Annotated in this window: 26 protein-coding genes and 1 pseudogene; 16 read left to right on the top strand and 11 right to left on the bottom strand. The window is 70.3% G+C overall.

Annotation, left to right across the window (positions count from 1 at the left end; genetic code table 11):
• Nucleotides 1–247: 247 nt before the first annotated feature.
• The 7 genes from ABD808_RS20855 to ABD808_RS20825 form a co-directional block, all read right to left on the bottom strand.
• A complete protein-coding gene (locus tag ABD808_RS20855; protein ID WP_344899173.1) occupies nt 248–469 on the bottom strand; it encodes a helix-turn-helix domain-containing protein in 222 nt (73 codons plus the stop codon).
• A complete protein-coding gene (locus ABD808_RS20850) occupies nt 469–960 on the bottom strand; it encodes a DUF2975 domain-containing protein (RefSeq protein ID WP_344899171.1) in 492 nt (163 codons plus the stop codon). The genes ABD808_RS20855 and ABD808_RS20850 overlap by 1 nt, the downstream gene beginning before the upstream one ends.
• A 372-nt stretch (nt 961–1332) precedes the next feature.
• Nucleotides 1333–2034, bottom strand: a complete 702-nt coding sequence (locus ABD808_RS20845) for a hypothetical protein (RefSeq protein ID WP_344899169.1) — start codon at nt 2032–2034, stop codon at nt 1333–1335.
• 301 nt (nt 2035–2335) lie between these two features.
• Nucleotides 2336–2497 (bottom strand): hypothetical protein, encoded by a 162-nt coding sequence (locus tag ABD808_RS20840; RefSeq protein WP_344899167.1) that lies wholly within the window; start codon nt 2495–2497, stop codon nt 2336–2338.
• Nucleotides 2498–2711: 214 nt separating this feature from the next.
• Nucleotides 2712–3158, bottom strand: a complete 447-nt coding sequence (locus ABD808_RS20835; RefSeq protein WP_344899165.1) for a hypothetical protein — start codon at nt 3156–3158, stop codon at nt 2712–2714.
• Between the two features lie 418 nt (nt 3159–3576).
• Nucleotides 3577–4827: an HNH endonuclease signature motif containing protein gene (locus tag ABD808_RS20830; RefSeq protein ID WP_344899163.1), complete on the bottom strand. Its 1251-nt coding sequence runs from the start codon at nt 4825–4827 to the stop codon at nt 3577–3579.
• Between the two features lie 678 nt (nt 4828–5505).
• Complete coding sequence (locus ABD808_RS20825) at nt 5506–5934, bottom strand: GlcG/HbpS family heme-binding protein (RefSeq protein ID WP_344899161.1); 429 nt, start codon at nt 5932–5934, stop codon at nt 5506–5508.
• A 97-nt stretch (nt 5935–6031) separates the two neighbouring features.
• Between ABD808_RS20825 and ABD808_RS20820 the strand changes: the two genes are divergently transcribed.
• The gene (locus ABD808_RS20820) at nt 6032–6463 is read left to right on the top strand and encodes a MarR family winged helix-turn-helix transcriptional regulator (RefSeq protein ID WP_344899159.1); all 432 of its coding nucleotides are present in this window, start codon (nt 6032–6034) and stop codon (nt 6461–6463) included.
• Between the two features lie 28 nt (nt 6464–6491).
• Here ABD808_RS20820 and ABD808_RS20815 read toward each other — a convergent pair whose 3' ends face one another.
• Nucleotides 6492–6653 carry a DUF397 domain-containing protein gene (locus ABD808_RS20815; protein WP_344899298.1) on the bottom strand — a complete coding sequence of 54 codons (162 nt, stop codon included), beginning with the start codon at nt 6651–6653 and terminating at the stop codon, nt 6492–6494.
• A gap of 20 nt (nt 6654–6673) precedes the next feature.
• A complete protein-coding gene (locus ABD808_RS20810; RefSeq protein WP_344899157.1) occupies nt 6674–7483 on the bottom strand; it encodes a helix-turn-helix domain-containing protein in 810 nt (269 codons plus the stop codon).
• Nucleotides 7484–7652: 169 nt separating this feature from the next.
• Here ABD808_RS20810 and ABD808_RS20805 point away from each other — a divergent pair, with 169 nt between their 5' ends.
• Complete coding sequence (locus ABD808_RS20805; protein WP_344899155.1) at nt 7653–8027, top strand: ATP-binding protein; 375 nt, start codon at nt 7653–7655, stop codon at nt 8025–8027.
• Nucleotides 8006–8344: a hypothetical protein gene (locus ABD808_RS20800; protein ID WP_344899153.1), complete on the top strand. Its 339-nt coding sequence runs from the start codon at nt 8006–8008 to the stop codon at nt 8342–8344. Before ABD808_RS20805 ends, ABD808_RS20800 begins: the two co-directional genes overlap by 22 nt.
• Nucleotides 8345–8367: 23 nt before the next feature.
• On the opposite strand, the gene ABD808_RS20795 is transcribed toward ABD808_RS20800, so the two are convergent.
• On the bottom strand, nt 8368–9594 hold the full coding sequence (locus ABD808_RS20795; protein ID WP_344899151.1) for a L,D-transpeptidase: 1227 nt from the start codon (nt 9592–9594) through the stop codon (nt 8368–8370).
• A gap of 499 nt (nt 9595–10093) precedes the next feature.
• Here ABD808_RS20795 and ABD808_RS20790 point away from each other — a divergent pair, with 499 nt between their 5' ends.
• The 10 genes and pseudogenes from ABD808_RS20790 to ABD808_RS20745 all read left to right on the top strand — a co-directional run bounded on the left by ABD808_RS20790 (nt 10094) and on the right by ABD808_RS20745 (nt 21462).
• The gene (locus ABD808_RS20790; protein ID WP_344899149.1) at nt 10094–11521 is read left to right on the top strand and encodes a sugar transferase; all 1428 of its coding nucleotides are present in this window, start codon (nt 10094–10096) and stop codon (nt 11519–11521) included.
• Nucleotides 11518–12891: an O-antigen ligase family protein gene (locus ABD808_RS20785; RefSeq protein ID WP_344899147.1), complete on the top strand. Its 1374-nt coding sequence runs from the start codon at nt 11518–11520 to the stop codon at nt 12889–12891. Before ABD808_RS20790 ends, ABD808_RS20785 begins: the two co-directional genes overlap by 4 nt.
• A complete protein-coding gene (locus ABD808_RS20780; protein ID WP_344899145.1) occupies nt 12888–14546 on the top strand; it encodes a lipid II flippase MurJ in 1659 nt (552 codons plus the stop codon). The genes ABD808_RS20785 and ABD808_RS20780 overlap by 4 nt, the downstream gene beginning before the upstream one ends.
• Nucleotides 14464–15195 carry a polysaccharide deacetylase family protein gene (locus tag ABD808_RS20775; protein WP_344899143.1) on the top strand — a complete coding sequence of 244 codons (732 nt, stop codon included), beginning with the start codon at nt 14464–14466 and terminating at the stop codon, nt 15193–15195. Before ABD808_RS20780 ends, ABD808_RS20775 begins: the two co-directional genes overlap by 83 nt.
• Before the next feature lie 134 nt (nt 15196–15329).
• A pseudogene (locus tag ABD808_RS20770) lies at nt 15330–15812 on the top strand (glycosyltransferase); the annotation flags it as partial.
• A gap of 33 nt (nt 15813–15845) precedes the next feature.
• Complete coding sequence (locus ABD808_RS20765) at nt 15846–16454, top strand: glycosyltransferase (RefSeq protein ID WP_344899296.1); 609 nt, start codon at nt 15846–15848, stop codon at nt 16452–16454.
• On the top strand, nt 16438–17334 hold the full coding sequence (locus tag ABD808_RS20760) for a Wzz/FepE/Etk N-terminal domain-containing protein (protein WP_344899141.1): 897 nt from the start codon (nt 16438–16440) through the stop codon (nt 17332–17334). Before ABD808_RS20765 ends, ABD808_RS20760 begins: the two co-directional genes overlap by 17 nt.
• Nucleotides 17331–18638: a glycosyltransferase gene (locus ABD808_RS20755; protein WP_344899139.1), complete on the top strand. Its 1308-nt coding sequence runs from the start codon at nt 17331–17333 to the stop codon at nt 18636–18638. Before ABD808_RS20760 ends, ABD808_RS20755 begins: the two co-directional genes overlap by 4 nt.
• Nucleotides 18639–18888: 250 nt before the next feature.
• Nucleotides 18889–20133: a carboxylate--amine ligase gene (locus tag ABD808_RS20750; protein WP_344899137.1), complete on the top strand. Its 1245-nt coding sequence runs from the start codon at nt 18889–18891 to the stop codon at nt 20131–20133.
• Between the two features lie 78 nt (nt 20134–20211).
• The gene (locus ABD808_RS20745; protein ID WP_344899135.1) at nt 20212–21462 is read left to right on the top strand and encodes an NAD(P)-binding domain-containing protein; all 1251 of its coding nucleotides are present in this window, start codon (nt 20212–20214) and stop codon (nt 21460–21462) included.
• A 55-nt stretch (nt 21463–21517) separates the two neighbouring features.
• Here ABD808_RS20745 and ABD808_RS20740 read toward each other — a convergent pair whose 3' ends face one another.
• On the bottom strand, nt 21518–21661 hold the full coding sequence (locus tag ABD808_RS20740; protein ID WP_344899133.1) for a hypothetical protein: 144 nt from the start codon (nt 21659–21661) through the stop codon (nt 21518–21520).
• Between the two features lie 438 nt (nt 21662–22099).
• On the opposite strand from ABD808_RS20740, the gene ABD808_RS20735 reads away from it, so the two are divergent.
• From ABD808_RS20735 to ABD808_RS20725, 3 genes are all read left to right on the top strand, one after another.
• On the top strand, nt 22100–23065 hold the full coding sequence (locus ABD808_RS20735; RefSeq protein WP_344899131.1) for a hypothetical protein: 966 nt from the start codon (nt 22100–22102) through the stop codon (nt 23063–23065).
• 211 nt (nt 23066–23276) lie between these two features.
• Nucleotides 23277–24383 carry a chaplin family protein gene (locus tag ABD808_RS20730; RefSeq protein ID WP_344899129.1) on the top strand — a complete coding sequence of 369 codons (1107 nt, stop codon included), beginning with the start codon at nt 23277–23279 and terminating at the stop codon, nt 24381–24383.
• Between the two features lie 133 nt (nt 24384–24516).
• Entirely contained in the window at nt 24517–25110 is a 594-nt protein-coding gene (locus ABD808_RS20725) for a class E sortase (RefSeq protein WP_344899127.1), read from the top strand.
• Nucleotides 25111–25309: the final 199 nt, after the last annotated feature.

Raw genomic sequence — 25309 nt, 5'->3', positions numbered from 1 at the left:
ACGGTCAGCGGGGCAGATTCCGTCCGCCCACCACAGAAAGAACTTCGCCACTCACATACCCGTCCGCGGCCGATCCCAGATAGGCGACCGCGGGCTGGGGGGATGACCAGGTGATCCGCCACGGCGACTCCGACCCTTGGAACCCAGCCAGACGGGCGTCCCATTGCTGCGGGTGATCGGCGATCTAGGTCCATGCGGCCCCACGGGCCGGTGGTGCCAGACCTTTTCACGTCCGCTCTGGGGCGGGTCATCCGCCCGGGGCGTCCTCGGCTTCCCAGCGCAGCAGGTCGCCCGGCTGGCACTTGAGCACCTCGCAGAGCGCGGCGAGCGTCGTGAAGCGCACGGCCTTGGCACGGCCGTTCTTGAGCACCGCCAGGTTGGCGGGCGTGATCCCGACGCGGTCCGCGAGCTCACCTACGGACATCTTCCGTTTGGCCAGCATCACGTCGATGTCGACGGCGATCGGCATCAGATCACCTCGTCCAGCTCGGCCTGCATCTGCGCCGCTTCGACATCGCGAGCGACGGCCTGGGCGAGCAGCATCCGCAGCACGAGCACGAGGAGCGCGCCGCCCAGAATGGCCACGCCAATCCCGCCCATGATGACGGTGACGCCCGGGTCGTCCCGCTGGTCCGGCGCGTTGATGGCCGTGACCGCGAACCACACGAGGGCGGCCGCCACTATCGCGCCGATGATGACGTCCACGTACCGGAAGGCGTCGTGGGAGAACACGGTTCCGCGCCGCACCATCGTCACCAGCCGCCATACGCAGACCAGGGTGACCTGGACCGTCCCGATGCCCAGGATCGTGATCAAGCGCAGCGGGGTCAGCGGGAGCGACCCGTCCTCGGGGTCGTTCCCGCTGACCAACGTCCACACCATCAACACCTGCACGGACACGGTGCCGGTGAGCACCACCGCGAGCACAACACGCAACGCGCGCACTGCCAGCTTTCCCATGACCCACTCTCCCATCGAATTACGATGGCAATCTATCGAATTTCGATAGATGAGGCAAGGGCTGGACGGAGGGCGGGCGGCGGCTTCGCATCGTGGCGGGAACGCCGCGACCTCCCATGGCATGGCGGTTGCGCGAACGGTCTTGATCTTGTCGAAGTCAACCTCACTTGAGCACAAACCACACAGACGGCACAAACCGGACGCCATCCGCCTACGCCGAAGCCCCCCACAGGCGTGCGCCTTGCGCATCGGTCAAATGTCGTGGACTCGACCGAGGACGTCGACCCGACATTGGTAGCCACTTCGGCCCGCGATGCCGGTAAGTGTGAGCGCTCCGCGATCCTCTCCGCGTTCTCGGTCGCCCTGGTGAGTTCACCAGGGCGGTGGTTCGTCAAAGGAACGGGGGATGGCCGGGATATCGGCTGAGATGTCCAGGCAGGGCCAGCCCAGGGGACGGTGGTGGGGCAGGTCAGCCGCGATGGCCTTCGCACGGGGCCGTAGAACGGGACCGTGTGGGGCGAGTTCTGGATCTTCTAACAGCGGCATGATGGCGCGGGCGGCGGCGTGCCGGATGTCGGGATCGGGATCGGGATCGGGATCGTCCAGCAGGTCCCGCACAACCGCGAACAACGCCGGACGGGTCGCGCGGACGGCGAGTTGGGCGGGCGTGGGCGGGAAGCCGAAGCGGCGGGCGCTCTCCTCGGCGACTTGGCCGACGTCGGCGGTCACGCTGCCGATCAGCTCCAGCAGTTCGGCCCGCAACGGTCGCGGCGGCGGATTTCGGTAGAGATCGGCGGGCAGCATCACGCTCGCAGTGGCTGGATGGCGGAGCAGGGCCGCCACCACCAGGATCGCCGGAGCGGTCGCCTCGGCGACGGAGCACTGGTGGTTGATCACCTCACCCAGCTCACGCACCGCGCGTGCCTGCTGGGCAGGCACACCTTGCGCCAAAACGGTCAGCAGCTCATCGACCGGCCGGACACCCCCGGACTCCTGGCCAGGGCCGAAGAACACCTTCAGCTGGTCCCAATCGGTATCCGCGATCAACTCCTGCGGGACGGCCAAGCTGTCCACAATTCCTCCCTTTCAAAGGGCATGACCCGGAACGTACGGGCCCTCGCCCGAGGCGATCCTGCACCGCCATCGAATCGAAACGAAGGCCGGCCCCCCTACCGCTACGCGACACCCAGCATCGCTGGCCCTTCACCGTCACTGAGTCTCATCGACATCACCGCGCCCGCGATCCCGCAACCGTCACTCAAACCGACGCACCAACGTTCCTACTTCTCACGGCCGCAACCATAGGAGGCGACGGTGTCGGTTGGCCGGGGTCGGGGCCGAATAGGCAGTGGCCGAAGCGCGGGAAGGTGGCCGGTCATCGCATCGCCGCGGGGCGTCGTCCGGCCAGATAGTCCCGGACGGTGCCGTAGGAGATGGTGGCGGCGTGCTCGTCGAGGATTTGTTCCCAGATTCGCTGGACCCGGGGGCGTTGGTCAGGGCGGGCGGCGAGTTCCTCTTGGAGGAGAGCATCGATCACCTGGTGCAGGGGGCCGAGTTGGGGCGGTTCACAGATGAAGGTTCTGCGACGGAGCGGCGTCCCTGAGTCCAGGGCCCGGCGGACGGTGTGACGACTCCGTTCCCGAGCACGATCCTCGCGAGGCCGGGCAGGAGAGGGGCGTGGTGACGTTCCTGACCCAGCGGCGGTTGGCGAACCTGGCGCCCGACACCCGCCCGCTTCCCTCAGTCGCCGCCTATGACCAGCTACTGCGCCATCGACCACCCGGATCGGAGACCGCCTCATTACTCAGCACCGTCACCGCGGAATGGCCGAACAGGCCGCTCAAGCTTCGATCGAGCAGGCAGAAAGCGGGAGTGCTGCGGTGTCTCCGGCAGGCGGCGACACCGACCCTGTCAATGTTCAGCACAGCCGTGTCCACGTCCCGCTTCCAGGACAGATCCTGCCGGCCGACAGCATCCGGATACTCAGCGAGAGAAACGTGCAGCAAGGTGTCATCGTCATCACCGATCAGCACCCCATAGGCGTCCAACCCCGGACCCGGCCAGGACCGGGCTTGCCATGCCTCTTCCACAGAGGCAACCACGGCGCGCTGCCGATCGGCCGTTCCGACCCTCCAGGTCCCGAACAACCCCGTCGCCGCGATTCGCGCGTCCGGCGCCCTGCCGAAATCAACGCGCATGCGTCGACCTCCCCAGTCAGCAGTGAACGATCGCTTCCCACAGCACATCCTGAACCCTGAAGCACAGTTGAGGTCAAACTCCTCATCCCGCCGGCCGCTTGCGTCCTCGCTAGTACGGCGGAGGCAGCGCCGGCACCGCTGCCCTGCGGTCGCGAACGCTCTCACTTCTAGCCAACATTTTCCCAGCTCAAGATCGCCAACCGCCGCCCAACCCAACCGACAAACGCTGCTGCTACTCGCTAGCGAAGCCAGTCAAGCTCCCGCGACCAGCACGAGCCCGGCGGCGCTGCACTCGTCGTCCTGCTCCGGCATGCATGCCTCCGCTGACCGCGATAGCACCGGCAATGTCGTCGCCGCGCCGGATCAGTCGTGAGCCCGCGCCAGGAACGATGGGTGGTGGGTGGGGTGCTGCCGGGGGTTAGGCGGCTTGGAGTTGGGGTGGGGGGCGGCTGGTGGTGGGGGCGGTTCGTCGGTGGGGTGGTGGGTGGAGTTGGTAGGTGTAGCGGCCGTTGTGGGGGTCTCGGGTGATGGTGATTTGTTTGGGGTGGGTGTGTTTGTAGCGGTTGTGCCAGCCGCAGCACAGGGTGAGGTGGTCGATGTCGGTGGGGCTGTTTCCCAGGGCCCAGCCGTGGACGTGGTCGACTTCGCACAGCGTCCCAGGTATCTCGCAGCCCTGTACGGCGCAGGTGGGGTACATGGTGTGCAGGACGCGGCGTTGCGCGGGGGTGGCTATGCGGACGGTGTGGCCGAGGTAGAGGGGGTGGTGGCCCGAGCCGAGGAGGAGGGGGGACACCCCGGCGTTGAGGGCGATGCGGCGGGCGTGTTCGGCGGAGATGGGGGTGCCGTCGGTGAGGCGTGCGGGAGTTGTGCCGCCGGTGAGGGTGTCCAGGTCACAGATGACGGTGACTCGGGTGGCCTTGTGGCCGCCGGCCAGGACTGAGGTGAGTGCGGCGGCTGTGCGTTCGGGGAGGTCTCGGTGGTCGTCGGGTCCGGCGGGTTTGGCCAGGGGTGCCAGGGTGCCGTCGAAGACGGCGGCGTCTTCGGCGTTGAGCCAACCGTTGATGTGGCGGCCCCCGTCCAGGGATCGGGTGGAGTGGATCCAGGACCGCTCGTACTCTCGTCCCACGTCGTCGCCGGGGGATTCGGTGTCGTCGCGTTCGGAGATGATGTCGCGGATGCGGGTGCCGATCGCGGCGACTTTGGCGGGTGAGCAGTCGTGGTCGACCAGGTCGAGCAGAATGGTTTCGGCTGCTTGGCAGTCGTGGTCGTCCAGGCAGGCGACCGCGCCTGCGATGGTGGCGGCGTACCCGAAGGACAGGTTCCCGGTGGTCCACCGAGTGGTGACCTTGGTGAGGCGGTCGCGTTGTCGGGCCAGGGTGAGTCGTTCCTTGGCACGGTTGTCGCGCATCCCGAGCCGGTGTCGGAGCCAGGCATGGGTGGAGGGATACCCCCACTGCCGCACTTCCCCGGCCCGGTCGACCACGGCCACCAATCCGGCCAGGGCGACCTCCAACTGGTCGGTGGCGGCGCCGACGCTCTCGGCGAGTTCCCTACACGCGGCCGCCGAATCGGGAGCGGAGCGCTGCGCGAGTTCAGCGGCGATCACGGAGAGAACGTCCACTAATTCCAACGTGGACGCCTCCGCCACCTCCACCCTGATCGAACTCATGTTCTAACTCTACCGCCCTCCGCCCCCATTCGCTCCCCCCGAACAGAAACATCCCAAGATCTTCCGAAGGGCATTCGCAAGCCCGCACGTTCCGGACTATTCGGCTATATGCCCTTTCGGCCTTCGGCTTCGCTGCGTGGTGCAGCTACCCAGAAGGGCACCAGTGTGTTCGCGGTGGACGAGGTGATCAGCGCGATCCTCACTCGCGTCGCAGGTGATCATCAAGCGCCAAGTGCCAGTGTCCCCTGAACGCCCCGAACGGCCGCGTTTCCGCGATAGGAATTTTCCGGAGGACCGATATTGCGCGGGCGGCATAGGAGAGATTCAGCGGGTCTACGGTTAATGCGCGCTCCTCGGCTTTTGTGGCAGGGACTCATTAAGGCATGCGCCATGTGCGTAGTGGTCGGCATGGTTCCTGATTCGTGGCTGGCGGTGGGGGCGGCGCGTCGGGCGGGGGCAGGCGGAGCCTGCCCGACGAAAGCTGCTCCAGGGGTCGCAGAGGCTCCGAAGTCAAGGGTGGGACGAAGTCCCATCGCGAAGCGACGCCGAAGGCGCCCTTGACTTTGGAGGGGCGACCCCGTACGCAGCGCCGCCCCCACCGCCGGGCCGCCAACCCCGCCGCGCGACTCACGAACCTCCAGGCCAGGCCCGGACTTCACATGCACGAATCAGCTCGGCTCACCGCGTCGAACTCGGCTCAGCGCCACCGATCAGCGCGAGGCCGGCGTCGGTGCACTCGTCGTCCTGCTCCGGCATGCCTCCACTGACCGCGATAGCACCGACGACGTCGCCGCCGCGCCGGATCAGTCGGGAGCCCGCACCCGGAACGATGGGCGTTCCCGCCACCTGATCCAGTTGCGCGAACAGCGCGGGCCACGCCTCCTGGAGACGCACCAGCTCCCTGCCGTCGCGATGAAACAGCGCCACGCTGGACGCTTTGGCCGGAGCGATGCGGGCGGACAGCGGGGGCGCGCCGTCCATGCGATCGAGAACCTGGAGGTGCCCGCCGCTGTCGACGATCGCGACCGTGACCTGCGCACCAAGTCCAGCGGCGTGTTCGCGCACCCGGACGCTGACGGCCCGAGCCTCGTCCAACGTGATAGACATCGTCATCACCCTCAACTTCCTTGGATGAACCAACCTTGGTACGACCAAGATAACCGGAATTCGTTGGTTGACCCAAGGGGTTGGCTAGACTTCATACATGGAGATGGAGGAGTCGCCGACCCGTCTGCGCGGCAAGCCGAGCTGGCTGATCAGCAAGGCTTCGGCGCGGGCGCACCGTCTCATCGGAGAGGCGATGGCCGCCGCAGGTGGACGCGCCTACCACTTCGCGATCCTCGCCGCGCTGGAGGAGTACGGCCCTGACAGCCAGGTGCGGATCGGCCAACGGTGCGGAATCGACCAGAGCGACATGCACGCCATGCTCAAGGAGCTGACGGAGCAAGGTCACGTCGCGCGGTCCCCGGACCCCAATGACCGACGCCGCAACCTGATCACCCTGACACCCGTAGGCCGCCAACGCCTGGACGAACTCGACGCGACGCTCTCCACCGTCCAGGACAACCTCCTGAACGCCCTGTCCCCCGCCGAGCGCGACCACCTAACCGCCCTACTCGCCCGCGCCCTCGCCTAACCCGGAAACACCAGCGCAAGCTTGCACCTCAACGAGGCAGCTCGCCCTGTTTCACCTGGTGAAGGAAATCAGCGAAAGCCCGGGGCCTGAGGGTGAGGTGGGGGTTGTGGGGGGCTTTGCTGTCTCGGATGGCAATGGCGTTGGGTAGTGCCGCCAACTCCACGCAGTTGCCATGGTCTTCTGACCGCATTGCCTTGCGCCATATAATGATCATGAAATCGACTCCAGTGTCTTGGCGATGAAGGCACGGGACGCCTCGATGGTTAGCGAGGACATTCCAATCTGGTCATACCGTATCGCCTGTTCCTGGATATCAGCCGGGTCGAGGGAGATATGACCCGTGGAGCCGACGGTGGCGAAGCCAAGGTCGCCGGTAGGTGTCTGCATCACGGTGAAGCCTCCGCCGACACCGCCGTAGCCGATGAGGCGGTCGGAGGTCACTCGCAGGTAGACGTTCGGCCACTCGGAGACCTCGAGTAGGTGGCTGAGTTGGTCGCGCATGACGTCCGCATCTCCGAAGATCCGCAGGATGGCAGCCGTGTCGAGGATGGCCATGAGCTTGCACGGGTTCGGGCGGGTGAGGATCTGCTGACGCGTCATGCGTTCGGCGACCGCTTCCTCCACGTCCGTCCTGCGGCTTGTGGTGAAGACGGCGCGGGCGTAGGCCTCTCGTTGGAGGAGGCCGGGGATCAGTGAGGGCTCGTAGGTCTTGACGAGATTTGATCGCCGCTCGTACTCCTTGAACGTCTCCCACCATTCGAGATCTTGGGCCTCTTTGGCATGCTTGACGAGGTTTTCAAAGAAGCCCAGCAGGCCCCACTCGCGGTCCAGGATCCGGGCGCGCCCGACGGGGAGTTGGACATCACCCGATTCGTACCGTGCAACAGTTGAGCGATCGCAGTCGAGTATGACGGCGAGAGCCGCCCCGGAGATCTTGCGTATCTGACGCTGTCTGCGCAGCTCAACGGCTATGAGATGCCAGAGGGAGTAGTCCGGGCGCAGCGAGTCGGCGCGGCTCATCGACGGTCCTCCGTTGTCGCATTTGCTTCACGAACCTTCCGAAACTAGCTCACCATCGCCACGCTTGGCCTAGGAATGCACAGAAAGGAGGGTGGGTGAAATGGTGGCGAAGGTTGCACAGTCGGGCACGTTGGACATTTCTTGTCGGGCGGATCGGACTGTGCCGAGGATGGTGCGGATGTTGGTCGGGTTCCGGCTTGCCGAATGGGGGCTGGAGCGGGTGGCCGAGGACGTCTATCTGGTCGCCGGGGAATTGGTGGCCAATGCGGTACAGAGCGCGCCGGATCGGGAGATTCGGGTCAGGTTCACTCGGGAGACCGGGGGCGTCCTGCTGGCGGTGTGGGACTCGGCCGAGGGGGCTCCGGTGGTGCGGCCCGTGGTGGCCCTGACGCTGGACGACGTTGAGGCCGATGCCTTCGCCTTGGACGTCGGGCATGAGGAGGGCGGGCGCGGGCTTCAGATCGTCCAGGCGCTGGCGTCTGACTGCGGGGTCAGGGAGACGCCGCCGGTTGGGAAGTGGGTGTGGGCGGCGATGCCGTGCTGACCCGGATGCGAACGTGGCGGGGGCGGAAACTCGCCGTCCGGCAGTTGGACGTGCTGGCGCTGGCCGTCCAGGCGCGGGGGTGGCGCTGCGTGAAGTTGTACGGGCGCGAGTTTCCTCGGCCGCTGCTCTGGGTTTATGCGAGCGGGGTCGTCGAGGACGTTGGGGTCGTTGTTGACGTCCGGGCCTCGTCTGGGGTGGCGTTCGCCTACCACGATGTTCGGACGGGTGAACTGCTGGTTCGGTGCGGGGACGCCAGGGCAGCGGCGGCGCGGGTCGATCTGGTTTTGAAAGGGCGGTTGTACCCGTCCACCTGGTGATGGTGGACGGGTACGTTCCTTTTTCAGGCGAGGGGGGTGGTGGTTATGGGTTTGCCCAGGGCGCTGCCGCTGGTCCATTTGGGGAAGGACATCTGCCAGTAGGCCCAGCCGTTCCACCAGATGAGGCCGCGTTTGGTGCCGGTGATGGTGACCATGTCGCCTCGGTAGGACCAGTGGAAGAACCACTGGGCGGCGCTGGCGGGTGAGCGGACGCAGCCGTGGCTACAGTTTCGGGCGCCGAGGCAGGTCGGGTCGTCCATGTTCTGGTGGATGTACTCACCGCTGTTGGAGATGCGGGTGGCCCACGGGACCTTCTCGTCGTACCAGCCGGGGTCGCCCTTCTTCTTGCCGGGCGGGCGCATGCGTTCCAGGCGGACGTGGTCCATCGTGAGGTGGATGCCGCTGGTGGTGAGCAGGTGGTCGATGCCGTCCTTCTGGCGGTCGCCACCCGCGCCGAGGCTGACGCCCCAGGTGCGGATGGTGCGGCCGTTCTTCTTGACGACGGCGCGGTGGGTCTTGGCGTTGATGTTGACGGTGTGGGAGTCACCGATCTTGAAGGTGCGGGTGACGTCGCGGTCGCCGAAGACGTCGGAGCCAATCGGCAGGCCCGCGTAGTGGACGGTGAGGCTGACCTTCTGGTGCGCCTTCCACGGGTGTTTCGGACGGAACACCAGCGAGGGCAGGCCGTTGAACGACTCGCCGGAGCTGAGCCAGCGCCAGGCGCCCTCGGTGGGAGTGGTCGAGGAGATCTCGACGCTGCGCTCGATGGTGGCCCTGGCCTTCTCGGGGACGGCCTTGTTGAACTGGATGAACACCGGCATCCCGGTGCCGACTGTTTCGTTCTGGCTCGGGACGACGTTGTTGACCCGGGTGGCGGCGGTGGCGCGGCTGGCGCGGAACGCGCTGGTCGCGGTCGTCGACTTGCCGGTCGGGGACGTCGCTGTGGCCGATACCTGGTAGTTGCCGCCGGGTCTGAGCGTCCAGGTGGAATGCCAGGTCTTTTTGTCGTCGGACAGTTCGCCTGGGACGTCGGTGCCCTTGAGCTTCACGACGACCTGGCCCAGTGTTCCGCCCGCTGCGGTGACCGTCACGCCCTTGTCGGGGCGGGCCTTGCCCTCCCCGTTCGCTGGGGTGATCGTCACCTGCGGGGTGCCCTTGTCTCCGCCCTTCGAGGTCGTCCCGCCGCCGCCCCCGTCGCCGCCGCCGCTGCTCCCGCCGCATGCCGCCGCCAGTCCCAGGACCAGCGTCATCGCCAACGCCTTACCTCGCACCGCTCTCCCTCATCAGCCCGCCGGGCGCGCCCGTCAACGGCCCGGCAACAAGATCCCTCACGGAACGGTTTCTGCGCCCCGCCCCGCCGGTGGCGGGACGGCAGGTCACGACGTCCGATCACTTGAGGCTTCTATCTTCTCGCGAAGTTAAGCCTCCGGTGCACGGTTCGCGGATCTACCGGCCCGTCACGCGGGGACGGGGGCGGGGCGGGCGGCCGAAAATGGCTCAATCCGGGGGAAATGGAAATGCGCTGAATATTGGCGGGGACTGATCTTCGCCTTGACGTTGCGATGGGTGTCTCTGGGGGTGTTCTCGCAGGTCAGAGGGCTAGGATTGATCTTCTATTCAAGATTGCGGCGGGGGTCGTTAAAAGCGGCGATCCGGGTGGTGAGGCGCTGCGATGCTTGATCGTGGCCGCTCCGCGACGGCCCGGTCAGGTCACCTCCCGGTGAGTTCTTGTCTGTGAAGGGACGCGCGATGAGAGCCCAGGGGCTGAGTCCCTCCATCGACCCCGGCGCGTCCCCCGCGGACCTCGGCGCTGCCGTGCTCGCGCCGGTCGTCCCGTATCGGCGGGGTGCGACGGGGGCGCGGGTCCTCGCCGTCCTGTATCCGGTGTGCCTGGCCCTGGTGGACGGGTGGGCGATGGCGGCCGCCGTGTCGATGGCGCGTCCGGCGGACGGGGCCGTGTTGCCGGGTGCGGCGGCCGTGGCCGTCGTTGTTCTGAACGTCGGCGGAGGGCTTTATCGGACGCGGCGTAGTCCTTCGTTGTTGGCCGATGCGCCGTCGATTCTGATTCGGGTCGTGCTGGTCGGGGCGTTCGTGGTGGTCGTGGGCGAGGGTTCGGTGGGCGCGTGGTCGTGGATCGTGGTGGTGGCGGGGGTGTCGGCGCTCGGGGTCCGAGCGTTCGTGAACGCGACGATACGGACGTATCGGTGCCGCCGGACGCGGTCGCGGTCCGCGTTGATCGTCGGGACGGGCGGGACGTCCGCGCATCTGGCCACCGTCCTGCGGGAACGCGGGGAACTTGGGCTCGCGGCCGTGGGGCAGGTGACGGCGGGGCTCGCGGGTGGGCCACCAATTGCGCCGCTGCTCGGGGACGTCGCCGATCTGCCCGCGCTGGTCGAGCGGTACGGGATCGACACGTTGGTCGTCGTTGCTGAGGACGTCCATCCGGAGCAGATGGGCGCGGTGTTGCGTGTTTCGTTCGGGTTGCCGTGTGAGACGTTGCTCGTCCGGCCGCCGTCGGATGTGGTTCCGGTGATCGCGGGACGGCGTGAGCTCCTCGCCGGGTTGCCGTGTGCGCGGGTCGGGTGGCGGCTGCGGGGGGCTCCGGCCCGGTGCGCCAAGCGGGTGCTCGATCTTGTCGTCGGATCTTTGTTGCTGTTTCTGGCGTTGCCTGTTTTCGCTGTGTGCGCCGTCGCGGCGCGGGTGGAGGGCGGTCCGGGGGTGCTGTTTCGGCAGCGGCGGGTCGGGCTGGGTGGTGAGGAGTTCGTCCTCTTGAAGTTCCGGACGTTGCGGCAGATGGACGAGCACGAGTCCGACACCTGCTGGACGGTCGACGACGCCCGCATCGGCAGGGTCGGCCGTTTCCTGCGTTCCACGTCGCTCGACGAGCTTCCGCAGCTGTGGAACGTGATCCGGGGCGACATGAGCCTCGTCGGGCCGCGCCCGGAACGTCCGCATTTCGTGGAGCAGTTCTCCCGGTCATGCCCGGGATACACGCTGCGGCACCGTGCCCCGGTCGGGCTGACGGGATGGGCGCAGATCCACGGTTTCCGGGGCGACACGTCGATCGAGCTGCGCGCCCGGCTCGACAACCACTACATCGACCACTGGACGTTCAGCGGCGACCTGCGGATCCTGCTGCTGACCGTCCGGGCGATGGTGTTTCGGGGCGCGGGATGACGGCGTTCGCGGTCCCCCTGACCTGGCGTCCGGCGGGATTCCGGCCGAGCTGGCTCGTGGCCGCGGCCGTGGCGTGCGTGGGGATCCCGCCCGGCTCGCAGGCGTTCGGGCCGGGCGTGCAGGTCACCGCCGGGGACGTCGCGAACGTCGTGCTGGTGCTGGCCGCCGGGTTCCTGCTGGTCACCGGGCGGGTCGCGATGCCGAGGGCGGCGTTGCCCACGTTCGGTCCGCTGGTGGCGGCGCTCGGGATCAGCACGGTGTGCTCGACCGACATCGAGTCCAGTCTGCCCGGGTTCGTCCGGGACCTTCAGGTGTTCGTGCTGGTTCCGCTGGCCGTCGTGCTGCTCGTCCGGGACCGCCGCGACCTCACGATCGTCTGCGGGTCGGTGCTCGGACTGGGGCTCGCGGAGGCCCTGTTCGGGATCTGGCAGACGTCCACCGGGAACGGCGCGTCGATGGACGGCCGCAACATCCGGGCGGTCGGGACGTTCGGGTCGCTCGACGTGATGGCCATGTCCGTCGTCGCCGGGTTCGCGTTCCTGGTGCTGGCCGCGTTCGCGCTGTCCACGTCGGGACGCGGGGTCGTCGCCGTGGTGTCCGCGCTGGTGGGGCTCGGGGTGCTCGGCGTCGCGCTGACCGCCGCGCTGAGCCGGGGCACCTGGCTCGCGCTCGGCGCCGCCGCCGTCCTCGCCCTCGTGATCTTCGACCGGTGGACGGCCGCCAAGGTCCTGGCCTGCGGGGCGGCGCTGCTCCTGGTCGCGCTCGCCGTGACGGGCGGCGGGTCACAGGTCGTCCTGGACCGGACGCGGTCGCTCGCCGGTTCGGTCAGCGAGCCCGACCGGTCGGTGAACGACCGCTACGACCTCTGGTCCGCGGCCACCCGGATCTGGGAGGACCATCCCGGCACCGGCGTCGGAGTGCGGAACTTCCCGGCCTACCGCGACGCCTACGCGGGCATCGAGTTGTCGTCGGGCAGCGAGACCCAGGACGACGCCAACGGGTACGTCCGTCAGCCGCTGCTGTCACCGCACAGCGAGTATCTGCTGTTTCTTTCGGAGCAGGGCGTGGTGGGGTTCGTCGGGCTGGTGGCGTTGTTCGGCGCGCTCGTCGCGGGGTTGTGGAGGCGGCGGCGCGTCCGTGACCCGCTGTGGCTCGCGTGCGTCGCGCTGCTGACGTTTCTGCTGGTCAACTTCCTGTACGCAGATCTCGGCGGCCCGACGTGCGCGCTCGTCGCGATCGTCGTGGGGGTCGTGGCGGCCCGCGCGTTCGGAACGATGCGCCCGGCTGAGACGGCCCGTGAGACGGCCCGTGCGGTTGGGACGAAGCGCGCGTTCGGAACGATGCGTTCGTTCAGAACGGGGCGCGGATGACGTCGGTCGGGCGGGCCGCCGCGTTGACGGGCGGGCTGATCGCCGCGGGGACCGCGCTCGGGTTCCTGCGCGACCTGCTGATGGCGCACCTGTTCGGCGCCAGCGGCAGCACCGACGCCTTCCTGGTCGCCTGGACGATCCCCGAGACCGTGTCCCCGCTGCTCATCGAGGACGCGATGGCGCTGCTCATGGTGCCCGTCGTGACCCGGCTCCTCGCGCGGGGCGACGGCCTGCGCCCGCTCGTCGGCGCGACGCTGCCCCGGATGGCGCTCGGGCTTGCGGCGGTCACGCTCGCGCTGGTGGTCGCCGCGCCCGCGCTGGTGGACGTCCTCGCGCCGGGCCTCACCGAGCCGGGCCCGGCGGTCGAGTGCGTCCGGCTGACGGCGATCACCGTGGTGACGTTCGGCGTCGCCGGGTTCATGAGCGCGTCGCTGCGCGCCCACCACAGGTTCGGGCCGCCCGCCGCGATCTACGTGGCGTACAACATGGGCATCCTGCTGCTGATCGCCGGGCTGGCGGACGTCACCGGGATCATGAGCGCCGCGCTCGGCGTCGCGTGCGGCGGTTTCCTGATGATCGCGGTGCAGGCGCCCGCGTTCGTGCGGTGCCTGCGCGAATCGCCACGTCCGGCCGTTCGGGATGTTTCCGATGTTTGGGTGGGGGTCGCGGCGATCGCGCCGATCGTCGTGTACACGGTGACGCGGCAGTCGCAGGTGTTCGTCGAGCGGTTCTTCGGGTCCGAGCTGGCCGCCGGGTCGATCTCCCATCTGAACTACGCGCAGAAGGTCGCGCAGGTGCCGATGGTGTTGTCGCTGATGGTCGTGACGGTGACGTTCCCTCGTCTCGCGCGGGCCTCGGCGGACGGCGACATCGGGGCCGTCGCGCGGCGCGTCCAGCATGATCTCGCGGTGGCGAGCGCGATGGTGCTGGCGGCGACGGCGTTCCTCGTCGCGTTCGCGCCCACCGTGATCAGGCTGCTGTTCGAGCACGGCCAGTTCACGTCCACCGACACCGGGAGCACCGCGTCGATCATGCGCGTGTACGCGCTCGGGCTGTGGGGGCAGTCGGCCGTGGGCCTCGCGGCGCGGGCGTTCTTCGCACAGAGGCGGCCGACGTGGCGACCCGCCGCCGTGCTGTGCGCGGGCCTCGCCGTCACGGCCGTGATCGGCGGACTGTTCGCCGCGTCCGGCGGGACGGTCGCGCTCGCCGCCGCCAACGCCGCCGGGATCACGCTCGCCGCCGTCCTGCTGCTGGTGGGGCTGCGGACGGGCGTCGCGCCTGTTTCGCTGCGGCGAGTCGGCTCCGACCTGGCGCGGCTCGTGGTCGCGGCCGCCGGTGCGTACGGCGCCGGGGCCCTCACCGCGGCGCTGCTCGGGGACGGGACGCCCCCGGTCGTCGAACTCGCCGTCGGCGGGACGGTGACGGGCGTGGCGTTCGCCGTCCTGCTCGTCCTGGCGGGGCCGCGCCCCGTCACTTCATGGGTCGCTTCATGGATCGCCTTGGGGCCGCTCGTTCGTCGTGGCCGAACCGAATCGGGAGAGAGCATTGAGCCAGCCGACGGAAAGATGGTCAGTGACCGAGTCGCTGCGTCCGGTGCGGGACATCCGGCCGGTGCCGCTGGTGCTGATGTACCACTCGGTCGATCACTTCGATGAGGACCCGCACCTGGTGACGGTGTCGCCCGCGCGGTTCGAGCGGCAGATGGCGTGGCTGCGGGCCCGGGGCCTGCGCGGCGTCGGCACCCGCGAACTGCTGGACGCGCACGCCGCCGGACGCGCCCGCGGCCTCGTCGGGCTGACGTTCGACGACGGCTACGCCGACTTCGCGACGCGGGCCGTCCCGGCGCTGCTGCGGTACGGATTCGGCGCGACGGTGTTCGTCGTGTCCGGACGGATCGGCACCTACAACGCCTGGGACGACGGCCCCCGCAAGCCGCTCATGACGGCCGAGCAGATCCGCGCCATGGCGGACGCGGGCATCGAGGTCGGCTCCCACGGACGGCACCACGTCTCGCTTCCCGAGACAGACGAAACCGAGCTGCGCGAGGAGCTGGAGGAGAGCCGGGCCGCGCTGGAGGAGCTGGTCGGGAGCCCGGTCACCGGTTTCGCGTACCCGTACGGGCACGCCACGACCCGTGAGATCGAGGCGGTGCGGGCCGCCGGATACGACTACGCCTGCGACATCACCCCCGACGAGCCCGCCCGCCACGCGCTGCCCCGCACCTACATCGGCGACCGGGACGGCCCGCTGCGGCTGCGCGCGAAACTCCTCCGGCACGAGCTGCGCCGCCGGAGCCGCGTGTGACCCGCGTCCTGCACGTGATCACCGGCCTGGGACACGGCGGCGCCGAACGCCAACTGGCCCTCCTCCTCCGCCACCTCCCGGCCGTGCACCAGCCGCCGGTTTCCCGCGACAACCCACTCGGGTCGCCGCCGCCCATGTCATACGGGCCCGCCGGTCCCGGCAGCCCACGCGTCCTGCACGAGCCGCCTGTTCTGGGCGAGCCGGTTTCGTGTGAGGTCGCGGTGCTCACTCGGGTGGGGACTCTGGGGGCGGAGATCCGGCGGATGGGGGTGGTCGTTCATGAGCTCGGGATGCGGGGGAACCGGGATCTCACGGCGATGCCTCGGCTTACGCGGCTGATTCGGCGCGGACGGTACGACGTCGTCCATACGCATCTGTATCGCGCGTGTGTGTACGGGCGTATCGCGGCCAATCTGGCGGGGACGCCGCGGATTATCGCGACTGAGCATTCGCTCGGTGATGGGCATATTGAGGGGCGGGCCACTACGCGGGGTGTCCGGGCGCTTTATCGGGCTACGGAGCGGCTCGGGTCTGTGACCGTCGCGGTGTCGCCTACTGTCGCGGCTCGGTTGCGTGGGTGGGGCGTGCCGTCTGATCGGGTTGTTGTGATTCCTAACGGGGTTGACGCGGCCGCGTTCACGTTTGATGCCGTGCGGCGCGCGTCGACGCGGCGGCGGCTCGGTATCGGGGCTGATGAGCTTGTCGTCGGCGCGGTCGGACGGCTCGTCCCCACCAAGCGGTTCGACGTGGCGGTCGAGGCGGTCGCGCGGCTGGACGGCGTCCGGCTGCTCATCGCGGGGACCGGGCCGATGCGGGGGCCGCTCGAACGACTCGCGCACGACCTCGGCGTCGCGGACCGGGTCGTCTTCGCCGGAGGGACGTCGGACGTGCCGGGCGTGCTGGCCGCGATGGACGTCCTGGCCGCGCCGTCCGTCCAGGAGGCGTTCGGGCTCGGCGTCGTGGAGGCGCTGGCCGCCGGGCTTCCCGTCCTGTACACGGTGTGCCCCGCCGTCGACGACGCCCCGCCCGGGGAGGCCCCGCCCGCAGGGAAGCTGCCCACCGACGCGGGTGTGTGGAGCGCGGAGCTCCGCCGGGTTCTGGAAACGCGCCGGGACAGGACGCGCGTGCCGCCCCTCGTCGCCCGCTACGCCATCGCCGAGCAGGCCGCCAGGCTCGCCCGGCTGTACCAGTCAGAGCCGGAACCGCTCACCGGCGGAACCACTCGAAAACGGGAGAGGGCTCATGATGCCGCCACGTGATTTCGGGCCGCCCCATGACGTCGGGCCGCCCCAAGGCGCCGGGCCGCCCCAAGGCGCCGGGCCGTCCCATGACGTCGGGCCGTCCCAGGGCGCCAGGCCGCCGCAGACCATCAGGCTGCCACGGGGGATCGAGCCGCCGCAGGGGGCCGGGCTGCCGCAGAGGGCCGGGCTGCCGCGGGGTGTCAGGAGGGGTGGGCGTCGGGGGGTCGGCGCCGCGGTGCGGCGCGGGAGTGGGCCGGTCACCGCTCTGGCGCGCCGGTTCGGGGTGTCGATCGCGTTCGTCTTGGCCGGGGCGCTCGGCGGGCTCGGCTACGCGCTGTTCGCGCCCGCCACCTACACCGCGACCGCGTTCGTGCTGGTCGTGGACGAGGCGAGCACCAAACGGAGCACGTCGGCGGCGGTGGACTTCGCGCAGACGTACGGGCGACTCGCCCCGCTGCCGGAGACGCTGCGGTACTCCAGGATCCCGCTGCCGGTCGCCGACCCGTCCGCCACGCGGGAGCACATCCAGACGGCGACGTCCCCGGACACGCCGATCATCCGGCTCACCGGGCGGGGGCAGACGCCGCAGGACGCGGCGGCGTTCGCGAACTCGGCGGCCGACGCGCTCGTCCGGTACGGGAGGGCGCACCGCGCCGACACCCGGGTGCGGGTCGCGCCGATGAGCTACGCCTCGCCCCCGGCGGCGCCGTCGTCGCCGAACCTGCCGCTGGGCGTCGCGGTCGGGACCGCGTCCGGCGTGCTGCTCGCGGGGCTCGGCGCCGCCCTGGTCAGCGGCAGGCGACGGCCCGGCGACTGGCCGCACGACGCGCTGCGGATCTGCGCCGCCGACTCCGTCCGGGGCCGCGCCTCCCCCGATCGGATGGGGGTCCGGTCGTGACGGCCGCCGCCGAGGCGTTCGACACGGCCGAGGGGTTCGACACAGCCGAGGCGTTCGACACGGTCGGGGCGGGGGGATCGACGCCGGTCCGGGTGCTGCACGTCAGCCAGCCGAACGCGGGCGGGGTCGCCGTCTATGTCGGGCAAGTCGCCGGTGACCAGCGCAAACGCGGCTGGGACGTGGCGGTGGCGTGCCCGGCGGGCGGCGATCTGCCCGCGCGGTGCGCGGCGGCGGGCGTGCCGTGGTTCAACTGGCCCGCCGGGCGCGCCCCCGGCCCCCGGACGCTGCTGGAGTCGCGCAGCCTCCGGTGCCTCGTGAAGGGGTTCGAGCCCGACGTCGTCCATCTGCACTCGTCGAAGGCGGGCCTGGCGGGACGGCTGCCGCGCCGCCCGCGCGGAACGCCCACGATCTTCCAGCCGCACGGCTGGTCCTGGCTCGCCGTGACCGGACGGCGCGCCGCCGCCCTCTGCCGCCTCTGGGAACGGATCGCGGCGCGGCGCTGCGACGCCCTGGTCTGCGTCGGGGTCGGGGAACTGCGGGAGGGGATGCGGGCGGGGGTGCGCGGGCCGTTCCGGGTTGTCCGCAACGGGGTGGACCGGGACCAGTTCGGCCCTGCCGACGGCGCCGCCCGGCTCGTCGCGCGGACACGGCTCGGCCTGCCCCCCGCCGTCCCGCTCGCCGTCTGCATCGGCCGCCTGACCAGGCAGAAGGGACAGGACGTGCTGGTCGCGGCGTGGCCGGGCGTCACCGCGTTGTGTCCGCCCGCTCGGCTCGCCATCGTCGGCGAGGGCGAGGATCTGGACGCGCTCCGCCGCGAACGGGCGGCGAACGTGCTGTTCGTCCCCGCCGTACGCGACCCGCGCGACTGGCTGTCCGCGTCGGACCTGGTCGTGCTGCCGTCACGGTGGGAGGGGCTGCCGCTGACCGCGCTGGAGGCCCTCGCCACCGGGCGTTCCCTTGTCGGGACGGACATTCCCGGCCTCGCGGAGGTCGTCCGTCCCGGGATCGGCGCGCTCGTGCCCGCCGACGATCCCGTCGCGCTCGCGGAGGAGGTCGCCGCCCGGTTCCTCGTCCCGGGCCTGGCGGAGCGCGAGGGGCGGGAGGCCGCGACGGCCGCCGCCGACTACGACCTGTCCCGGACGGTGTCGCTGCTGGCCGCCGTCACCCGCGACATCGCCGGACACGCCCAGCACGCGGGCCACGCTCAGCATGCGGGCCATACCCAGCACGCGGACCATACCCAGCACGCGGGCCATACCCAGCACGCGGGCCACGCCGAACTCCGGGCGGCGAGCGGCCGATGATTGTCTGGACATTTTCGGTGTTGTCGTAATTGCGGATCAGGCGGCACGGGAAAGAATGCACAACCTTTTCCACCGGTGTCCGAAAAGCCAGCGGGATGTGTAGATCACCGCAGCTCACAAGCGTATCGTGAGTCCTTGGGCGTCCGGCCGGGAACAAATTCGACTCGGTGGCGTCGCGCCGAAAAATGTCATCATCGTGAAGGAAGGCCGCCGTGCGTCAACATCCGCTGGAACGGGCGCGCTGAAACGAATGTTCTTCGACACGCACGTCCCGTCCGCGACGCGGCTCGATTCCGGTCTCCCCGTCCTGCTGCTGCGCACCGACCGGAACGTCTTCCACCACGGGACGCTCGGCGTCATCCGCAGTCTCGGCCGCGCCGGGGTCCCGGTGCACGCCATCCTGGAGGGGCGCGGCAGCCCCGCCGCCCGCTCCCGCTACCTGCGCCGCGCGCATCCGTGGGCACCGCCCGCCACGCGGCCGTTCGCGCTGCTCAGCCAGCTACGGATGATCAGCGAGCGGATCGGCGGACCGGCGCTGCTCGTCCCGATGGACGACGCCGGAGCGATCTTCATGGCCGAGTACGCGGACGCGCTGGCCCCCCGCTTCGCCTTCCCCCGCCAGGACGCGGACGTCCCCCGGCGGGTCGCCGACAAGTCGCGGCTGCTGGAGGCGTGCGCCCAGTACGGCGTGCGGTGCCCGCGCAGCCTGATGCCCGCGTCCGACCGCGAGGTGGACGAGGCCGTCCGAGAACTGGGCCTGCCGCTCATCGCGAAATGGGCGCGGCCGTGGCTGCTGCGATCCGGCCTGCGCAGCACCACGATCGTGCGGTCGCTCGGCGAGGCGCACCGGCTGTTCGCCGCGGGACGCGGCCGCTCTCCGGCCACCGCGGGCCCGCTGATTCTCCAGCGGCGCGTCCCGCCGGGCGGTGGCGACTGGTTCTTCCACGGCTACTTCGACGAGTCCCTCGACTGCCTGTTCGGCGCGACCGGCCGCAAGCATCTCGCGTATCCGCCGCAGGCGGGCCACACGGTCGCGGGCGAATGGGTCGCCGAACCCGAACTGGAACGGCTCGCGGTGCGGATCGTCCGGCTGCTCGGCTGCCGCGGGCCCGTCGACCTCGATTTCCGGCGGGACGCGGCGGACGGCGAGTTCCACCTGCTCGACTTCAACCCGCGGCTCGGCGCGCAGTTCCGGCTGTTCACCGACGCGGACGGGCTCGACCTCGTCCGCGCCCTGCATCTCGACCAGTCGGGGCGCCGCGTCCCGGACGTCCGCCCGGTGCCGGGCCGCACCCTGCTGGTGGAGAACCACTACCTGCGGCATCCGGCCGCCCGCCCCCCGCATGGAACGTTGCGCGAACGGTCGCGGGGGATGTTGCGGCCGTTTCGCGACGCCGACGAGTTCGCCTGGTACGCGGGCGACGACCTGCCGCCGTTCCTCGCGATGGGCGGACAGAGCGTGCTGCGCGCCGCCCGACGGCTCCGCACGAGGTAACACCAACGCAGCACCAATCAACACAGCACCAATCAACACAGCACGGATCAGCATCACGTTCACACGGGGGGAACGAACATGAACGACTCGGCGTGCGACGTCGTCATCGCCGGCGCCGGCCCGTACGGGCTGTCGACGGCCGCCTACCTACAGAACCTCGGTCTCGGCGTCAGGATCATCGGGAAGCCGATGCGGTTCTGGGACGAGAACATGCCGACCGGCATGTACCTGAAGTCCGAGCCGTTCGCGTCGAACCTGGGCGCGCCGCAGGCGGGCATGGGCTTCACCGACCGGCACCCGGACTGGCGGCTCAGCGACCCGGTCCCCCGCGAGACGTTCGTGGATTATGGGCGCTGGTTCGCGTCCGTCGTGATCCCCGGCACCGAGAACGCGGAGGTCGTGAACGTCGAACCCGGGCGTCCGCACGGGTACGTCGTCACGCTGTCCACCGGCGAGACGATCGGGGCCCGCGCGGTCGTGGTCGCCGTCGGCGTCGGGCCGTTCGCGCACATCCCGGACGAACTGGCGGGCCTGCCGTCCTGGCTCGTCTCGCACAGCAGCGCCCACCGGGACCTCGGGCCGTTCGCGGGCCGGGAGGTCGCGGTCGTCGGCGCCGGACAGTCCGCATTGGAGACGGCGGTGCTGCTGGCCGACCTCGGCGCGTATCCGCACGTCCTCGCGCGCAGGCGCGAACTCGACTGGAACGCCGAGCCCGACTGGCACCGGTCGCTCGCGGCCCGGCTGCGCGGTGGGCCGAGGTCCGGGCTCGGCACCGGCTACCGGACGTGGCTGTGGGCGGAACGTCCCGGGCTCGTCCGGTTGCTGCCGGAGCAGACGCGGCGGCGGATCGTCAAGCAGACGCTGCCGCCCGCGGGCGCGTGGTGGCTGCGCGATCGGCTGGACGGGCGGGTCCGCGTCTCGACCGGCCGGTTCCTCGGCAAGGCCGCCGAGAACGACGGCGGCATCGCGCTCACCACGACCGACCGGGCCGGGCTGCGGCGCGTGACGCAGGTGGAGCACGTCATCGCCGCCACCGGCTACGTCCCGGACCTGGAGCGGCTCACGATGATCTCCCGCGAGCTGCGCGCCCGGATCGACAGCCGGTTCGGGTCGCCCGTCCTCACCCGGAATTTCGAGGCGTCGACGCCCGGGCTCTATTTCGCGGGCCTCGCCGCCGCGGCCACTTTCGGGCCCGTCATGCGGTTCGTCCACGGCGCGGAATTCGCCGCGCGCCGGATCGCGCACCACATCATCGACGGCACGCCGGGCATGCGGGTGCCCGCGGGCGGACGCGCGACGCTGCTCGAACCGGGCGCGTCGACGCGGTGAAGATTCTTCCTCCGGTCGATGGCCCGCCGGGACGACCGTGCCCGGCGGGCCTTCGTCATCGCCAGGGCGGACGGAACCTGCGGCGGGCGCGCTCGGCACGGGTGGTGGCGAGGAACCACTGCCAGCGGGAGTACAGCGTCCAGGCGGACGTCCGGCGGCCCCGCGCACGTTGGCCCTGACCAGCGGAAACTTGAGGCATCACAATGACCCGGGTTTGTACGCGGCTCTCGAACCGGCGCGGTGCGCAACGCCGCCGCGCCGGTCGCAGACGCGGGATCGCGGACGGGCGGTCGGGCATCGCGACTCCTCGGGACGGCGGCCGCCATGGCCGCGGTTCACCGAATGTAGCGTAATCAATACCGCTTCCCATCCGCCTTCTGTATCCGGGGTGAACCCCCGGTGGCCAGCTCTCCCCACAACCCACGACCAAATTCCCAAAGTGTGGCAATTTGGACAATGCATGGGCGCGTGGCGGCGGATCGCTAAAGGCGCATTCATGGCTCGGTAAACGATCGGGAGACATGCCGGGCGGGAAAACAATGGCTCCTTGATCACGTGTTCGCTGGTGCTACGTTCGTGCCGACTGACCCGGAAGAAGGCCAGAACGAGAAGGCCAGGACAAGGAGTGGACCGGCACATGGAGCCAGCACCGATCCGTGACGGGGCGATCCGCCCCGAGGGTCGACCGTGCCGCGCCCTGCCGCCCGCCCTCGTCCGCCTCATGGCCGTCGCGGGGCTCGCGTTCGCGGGCTGGATGGCCCTCTCCGCGCTCAACAACGCCGCCCACGCGGCCCAACCGAACACCGCCCAACCGAACACCGCCCAACCGAACACGGCCGCGCACATGGCGCGGATTGGTGTTCCTGATCAGGGCGCCGCCGCCGTGCCGTCGCGTCCCACCGAGACCGGCGCCGACTCCGGCTCTGGCTCCGACTCCGCCGATGCGCGGGGTACCGGCGATCTCATCGCGCGGCCGCTGGGTGGCGGCCGGACGGTGCGGAGCCTCGGGTCGCGGGTGGACGGCGTGACCGGCGCCGTCGGTGACCAGGAGCTCGGCGACCACCCGCTCCAGTACGTGCGGGACCAGCGGCAGGACGTCTTCGACGACAAGGACCGGGTGATCCACCGGGTCCAGTCGCTGGGCGACTCGGCCGGGATCCCGCAGGTGCGGGTGACGGGCGTCGAGCCCGCGCCCGTCGTGCGCGGCGTCACCCGGGGGATCGTCGACGCGGACCCCGCGGACGGCCTCCAGCCGAGCGAGCCGGTGACGCCCGAGCCCGAGAAGGCGGCGTCCGGCGACCACGCGGGCGCCCGGGCGAAGCTCGGCACCGTCGCGCCGCCGCTGTTCACCGGTCACGCGGACGGCTCGGACCAGGGCGGCTGCGCGGGATGCCGGGGCGACCGGCACGGTCCCGTGCTGCCCGCCGGGCAGGACGAGCCGTGGAGCGGCTCCGGCGGAGGGCACCAGCTCTCGCCCGTCGCCGACCTGATGCGGGGCGGCCGGTATCCGGCGGTCACCGCCGCCGTCGACACGAGCATGCTCGACCGCACGGCGCTGACCGACGTGTTCGCGCCCGGCGGCCCGTCCGTCGTCCCGGACTAGCGGTCCCTTCCGGACAGCCCGCGCCCCATCGGGCGCCGCCCGTCCCGGACACCGGCAACGAATCTCCTCGGTGTCAACGACTTTCCTCGATATCAACGACTTTCCTCGATGAGCAACGGCCTCGCTCGGCCGGTTGCGTGCTGCGCCCACCCGGACGGTGCCGCGCAGCGATCACCACCGAATCGCGAAACAAGACAGGAGCGAGAACACCATGCGCTTGTGGGCAAACAACACCGGCCGCGCCGCACTGGTGGCCGCGGGAGCGGTCGCCATCGGAGCCGCCTTCGGCCCCGGGGCCTTCGCCGACACGACGTCCGGCAACTTCAGCGTGCTGGGCGGCAACCAGGTGTACGCACCGATCTCCATCCCGATCGAGGCGAGCGGCAACTCCATCGCCGCGCTCGGGCTGGCGCAGGCCCAGTCGAAGGGCGGCGCCAGCGTCAAGGGCGCCCGGCACGGCGGCGGGCACGGCAACCAGACGTCCGGGAACTTCTCCATCGGCGGCGGCAACCAGATCACCGCACCGATCAGCATCCCGGTCGACGTCTGCGGCAACGCCGTCGCCATCCTCGGGCTGAGCAGGGCCCAGTGCAAGGGCGGCGCGAGCGTCTCGTCCCACCGCGAGGGCGGCGACGGATGGCAGGGGTCCGGCTACCGGGCCTCGTCCGACACCGAGCGCCACGGCGGCGGGGGCATGGAGACCTCGGGCAACTTCTCCATCCTCGGCGGCAACCAGGTGTACGCGCCGATCAGCATCCCGGTCGACGTCTGCGGCAACGCCGTCGCCGTCCTGGGCGCGGCGCAGGCGCAGTGCAAGGGCGGCGCGTCCGTGCAACGCGGCGGCGACGACGACCCGAAGATGAAGACCTCGGGCAACTTCTCCATCCTCGGCGGCAACCAGGTGAAGGCGCCGATCAGCATCCCGGTCGACGTCTGCGGCAACGCGGTCGCCGTCCTCGGGCTCGCGCAGGCGCAGTGCAAGGGCGGCGCGTCGGTCGGGAAGGGCGAGGAGAAGCTGCCGCCCACCCTGCGAACGCCGAAGAAGAAGCCGTACAAGCCGTCCAAGCACCGTCCCGCCGCCGGGCACAAGAAGCTGCCGTCGACGATGCGGGCGAACAACTACCGGATGGCGCGCCCGGCGTCCGCGGCGCCCGACTACCGGAAGGCGGACACGCTGCCGGGCGTGCAGCGGTTCCTCGACTCGCTCAAGCAGTCCACCAGCGTCGCCGGGGTGGACGTCAAGCCCGGGCAGATCGGGCCGAAACTGCCGTCGGGCGAGAAGCCGCCCGTCAAGATCGGCTCTCCGGTTCTGAAGTAGACGGCCATCGGCGCGGATGACGATCCGCGGCCGATGCGACGTGGAGGAGGGGCGGCAGACGTGCCGCCCCTTCCCTTTGTCATCCGAATTCCGATTGTCATCCGAATCCCGAACTGTCGATGGAAGTGAGTTCATGCTCGATCGGAAGTCGCTCGCCGCGGTGGCCGTCGCGGCCTGCTGCGGCCTGACCGTCGCCGTCGTCCCGTCCCCGCAGTCGCAGGCCCTCGCCCAGGTCCGCGCGCAGACACCGGCGCGCACGCAGGCGGTGGCGCGGGACGTGACGCGGGCGCAGGCGCAGGAGCGGCCGCGGAAGGGCGCGGTGATCGCGCACCTCAGCATCAAGCGGATGAGGCTGAAGGCCCAGGTCAGAGAGGGTGTCAGCGAGGCGGTGCTGCGGCACGGAGCCGGGCACTATCCGGGGACGGCCCTGCCGGGACACGAGGGCAACACCGTGCTCCTCGGCCACCGGACGACCTGGCTCCACCCGTTCAACAAGCTCGACAGGATGAAGCGCGGGGACCGGATCGTCGTGCGCGTCGGGCACACGTCCTACGTCTACCGGGTGCGGAGCAAGCACGTGATCAGGCCGAACGACCGGAGCGTCCTCGAACCGGTGCCGTTCGACCGGGGCAGCGCGCCGGACGGCCGGTACATCACGCTGATCACCTGCACCCCGAAGGGCTCGGACCGACGGCGGCTCGTCGTCATCGGCAAGATCGACCGCTGACCCGCCCGGGGACGGACGGACGCTGGGCGCCGACGTCCCGTGCCGCCGCCGCCCAGCGTCCGCCGCCGCCCAGTGTTCACCGCCTAGCATCCGCCGCTGCTCAGCGTTCGCCGCTCAGCGTTCGCCGCCGCCCAGCGTTCGCCGGACGAATGGCTCGCGCATACCCCCACTGCATTTCGTAAATAGTCTGCCATGGTTC

The sequence above is a fragment of the Actinomadura meridiana genome, from assembly GCF_039537545.1.
Classification (GTDB): Bacteria; Actinomycetota; Actinomycetes; order Streptosporangiales; family Streptosporangiaceae; genus Spirillospora; species Spirillospora meridiana.
The sequence above is the reverse complement of the archived record's forward strand: the minus strand, read 5'-3'. Positions and strand labels throughout refer to the sequence as shown.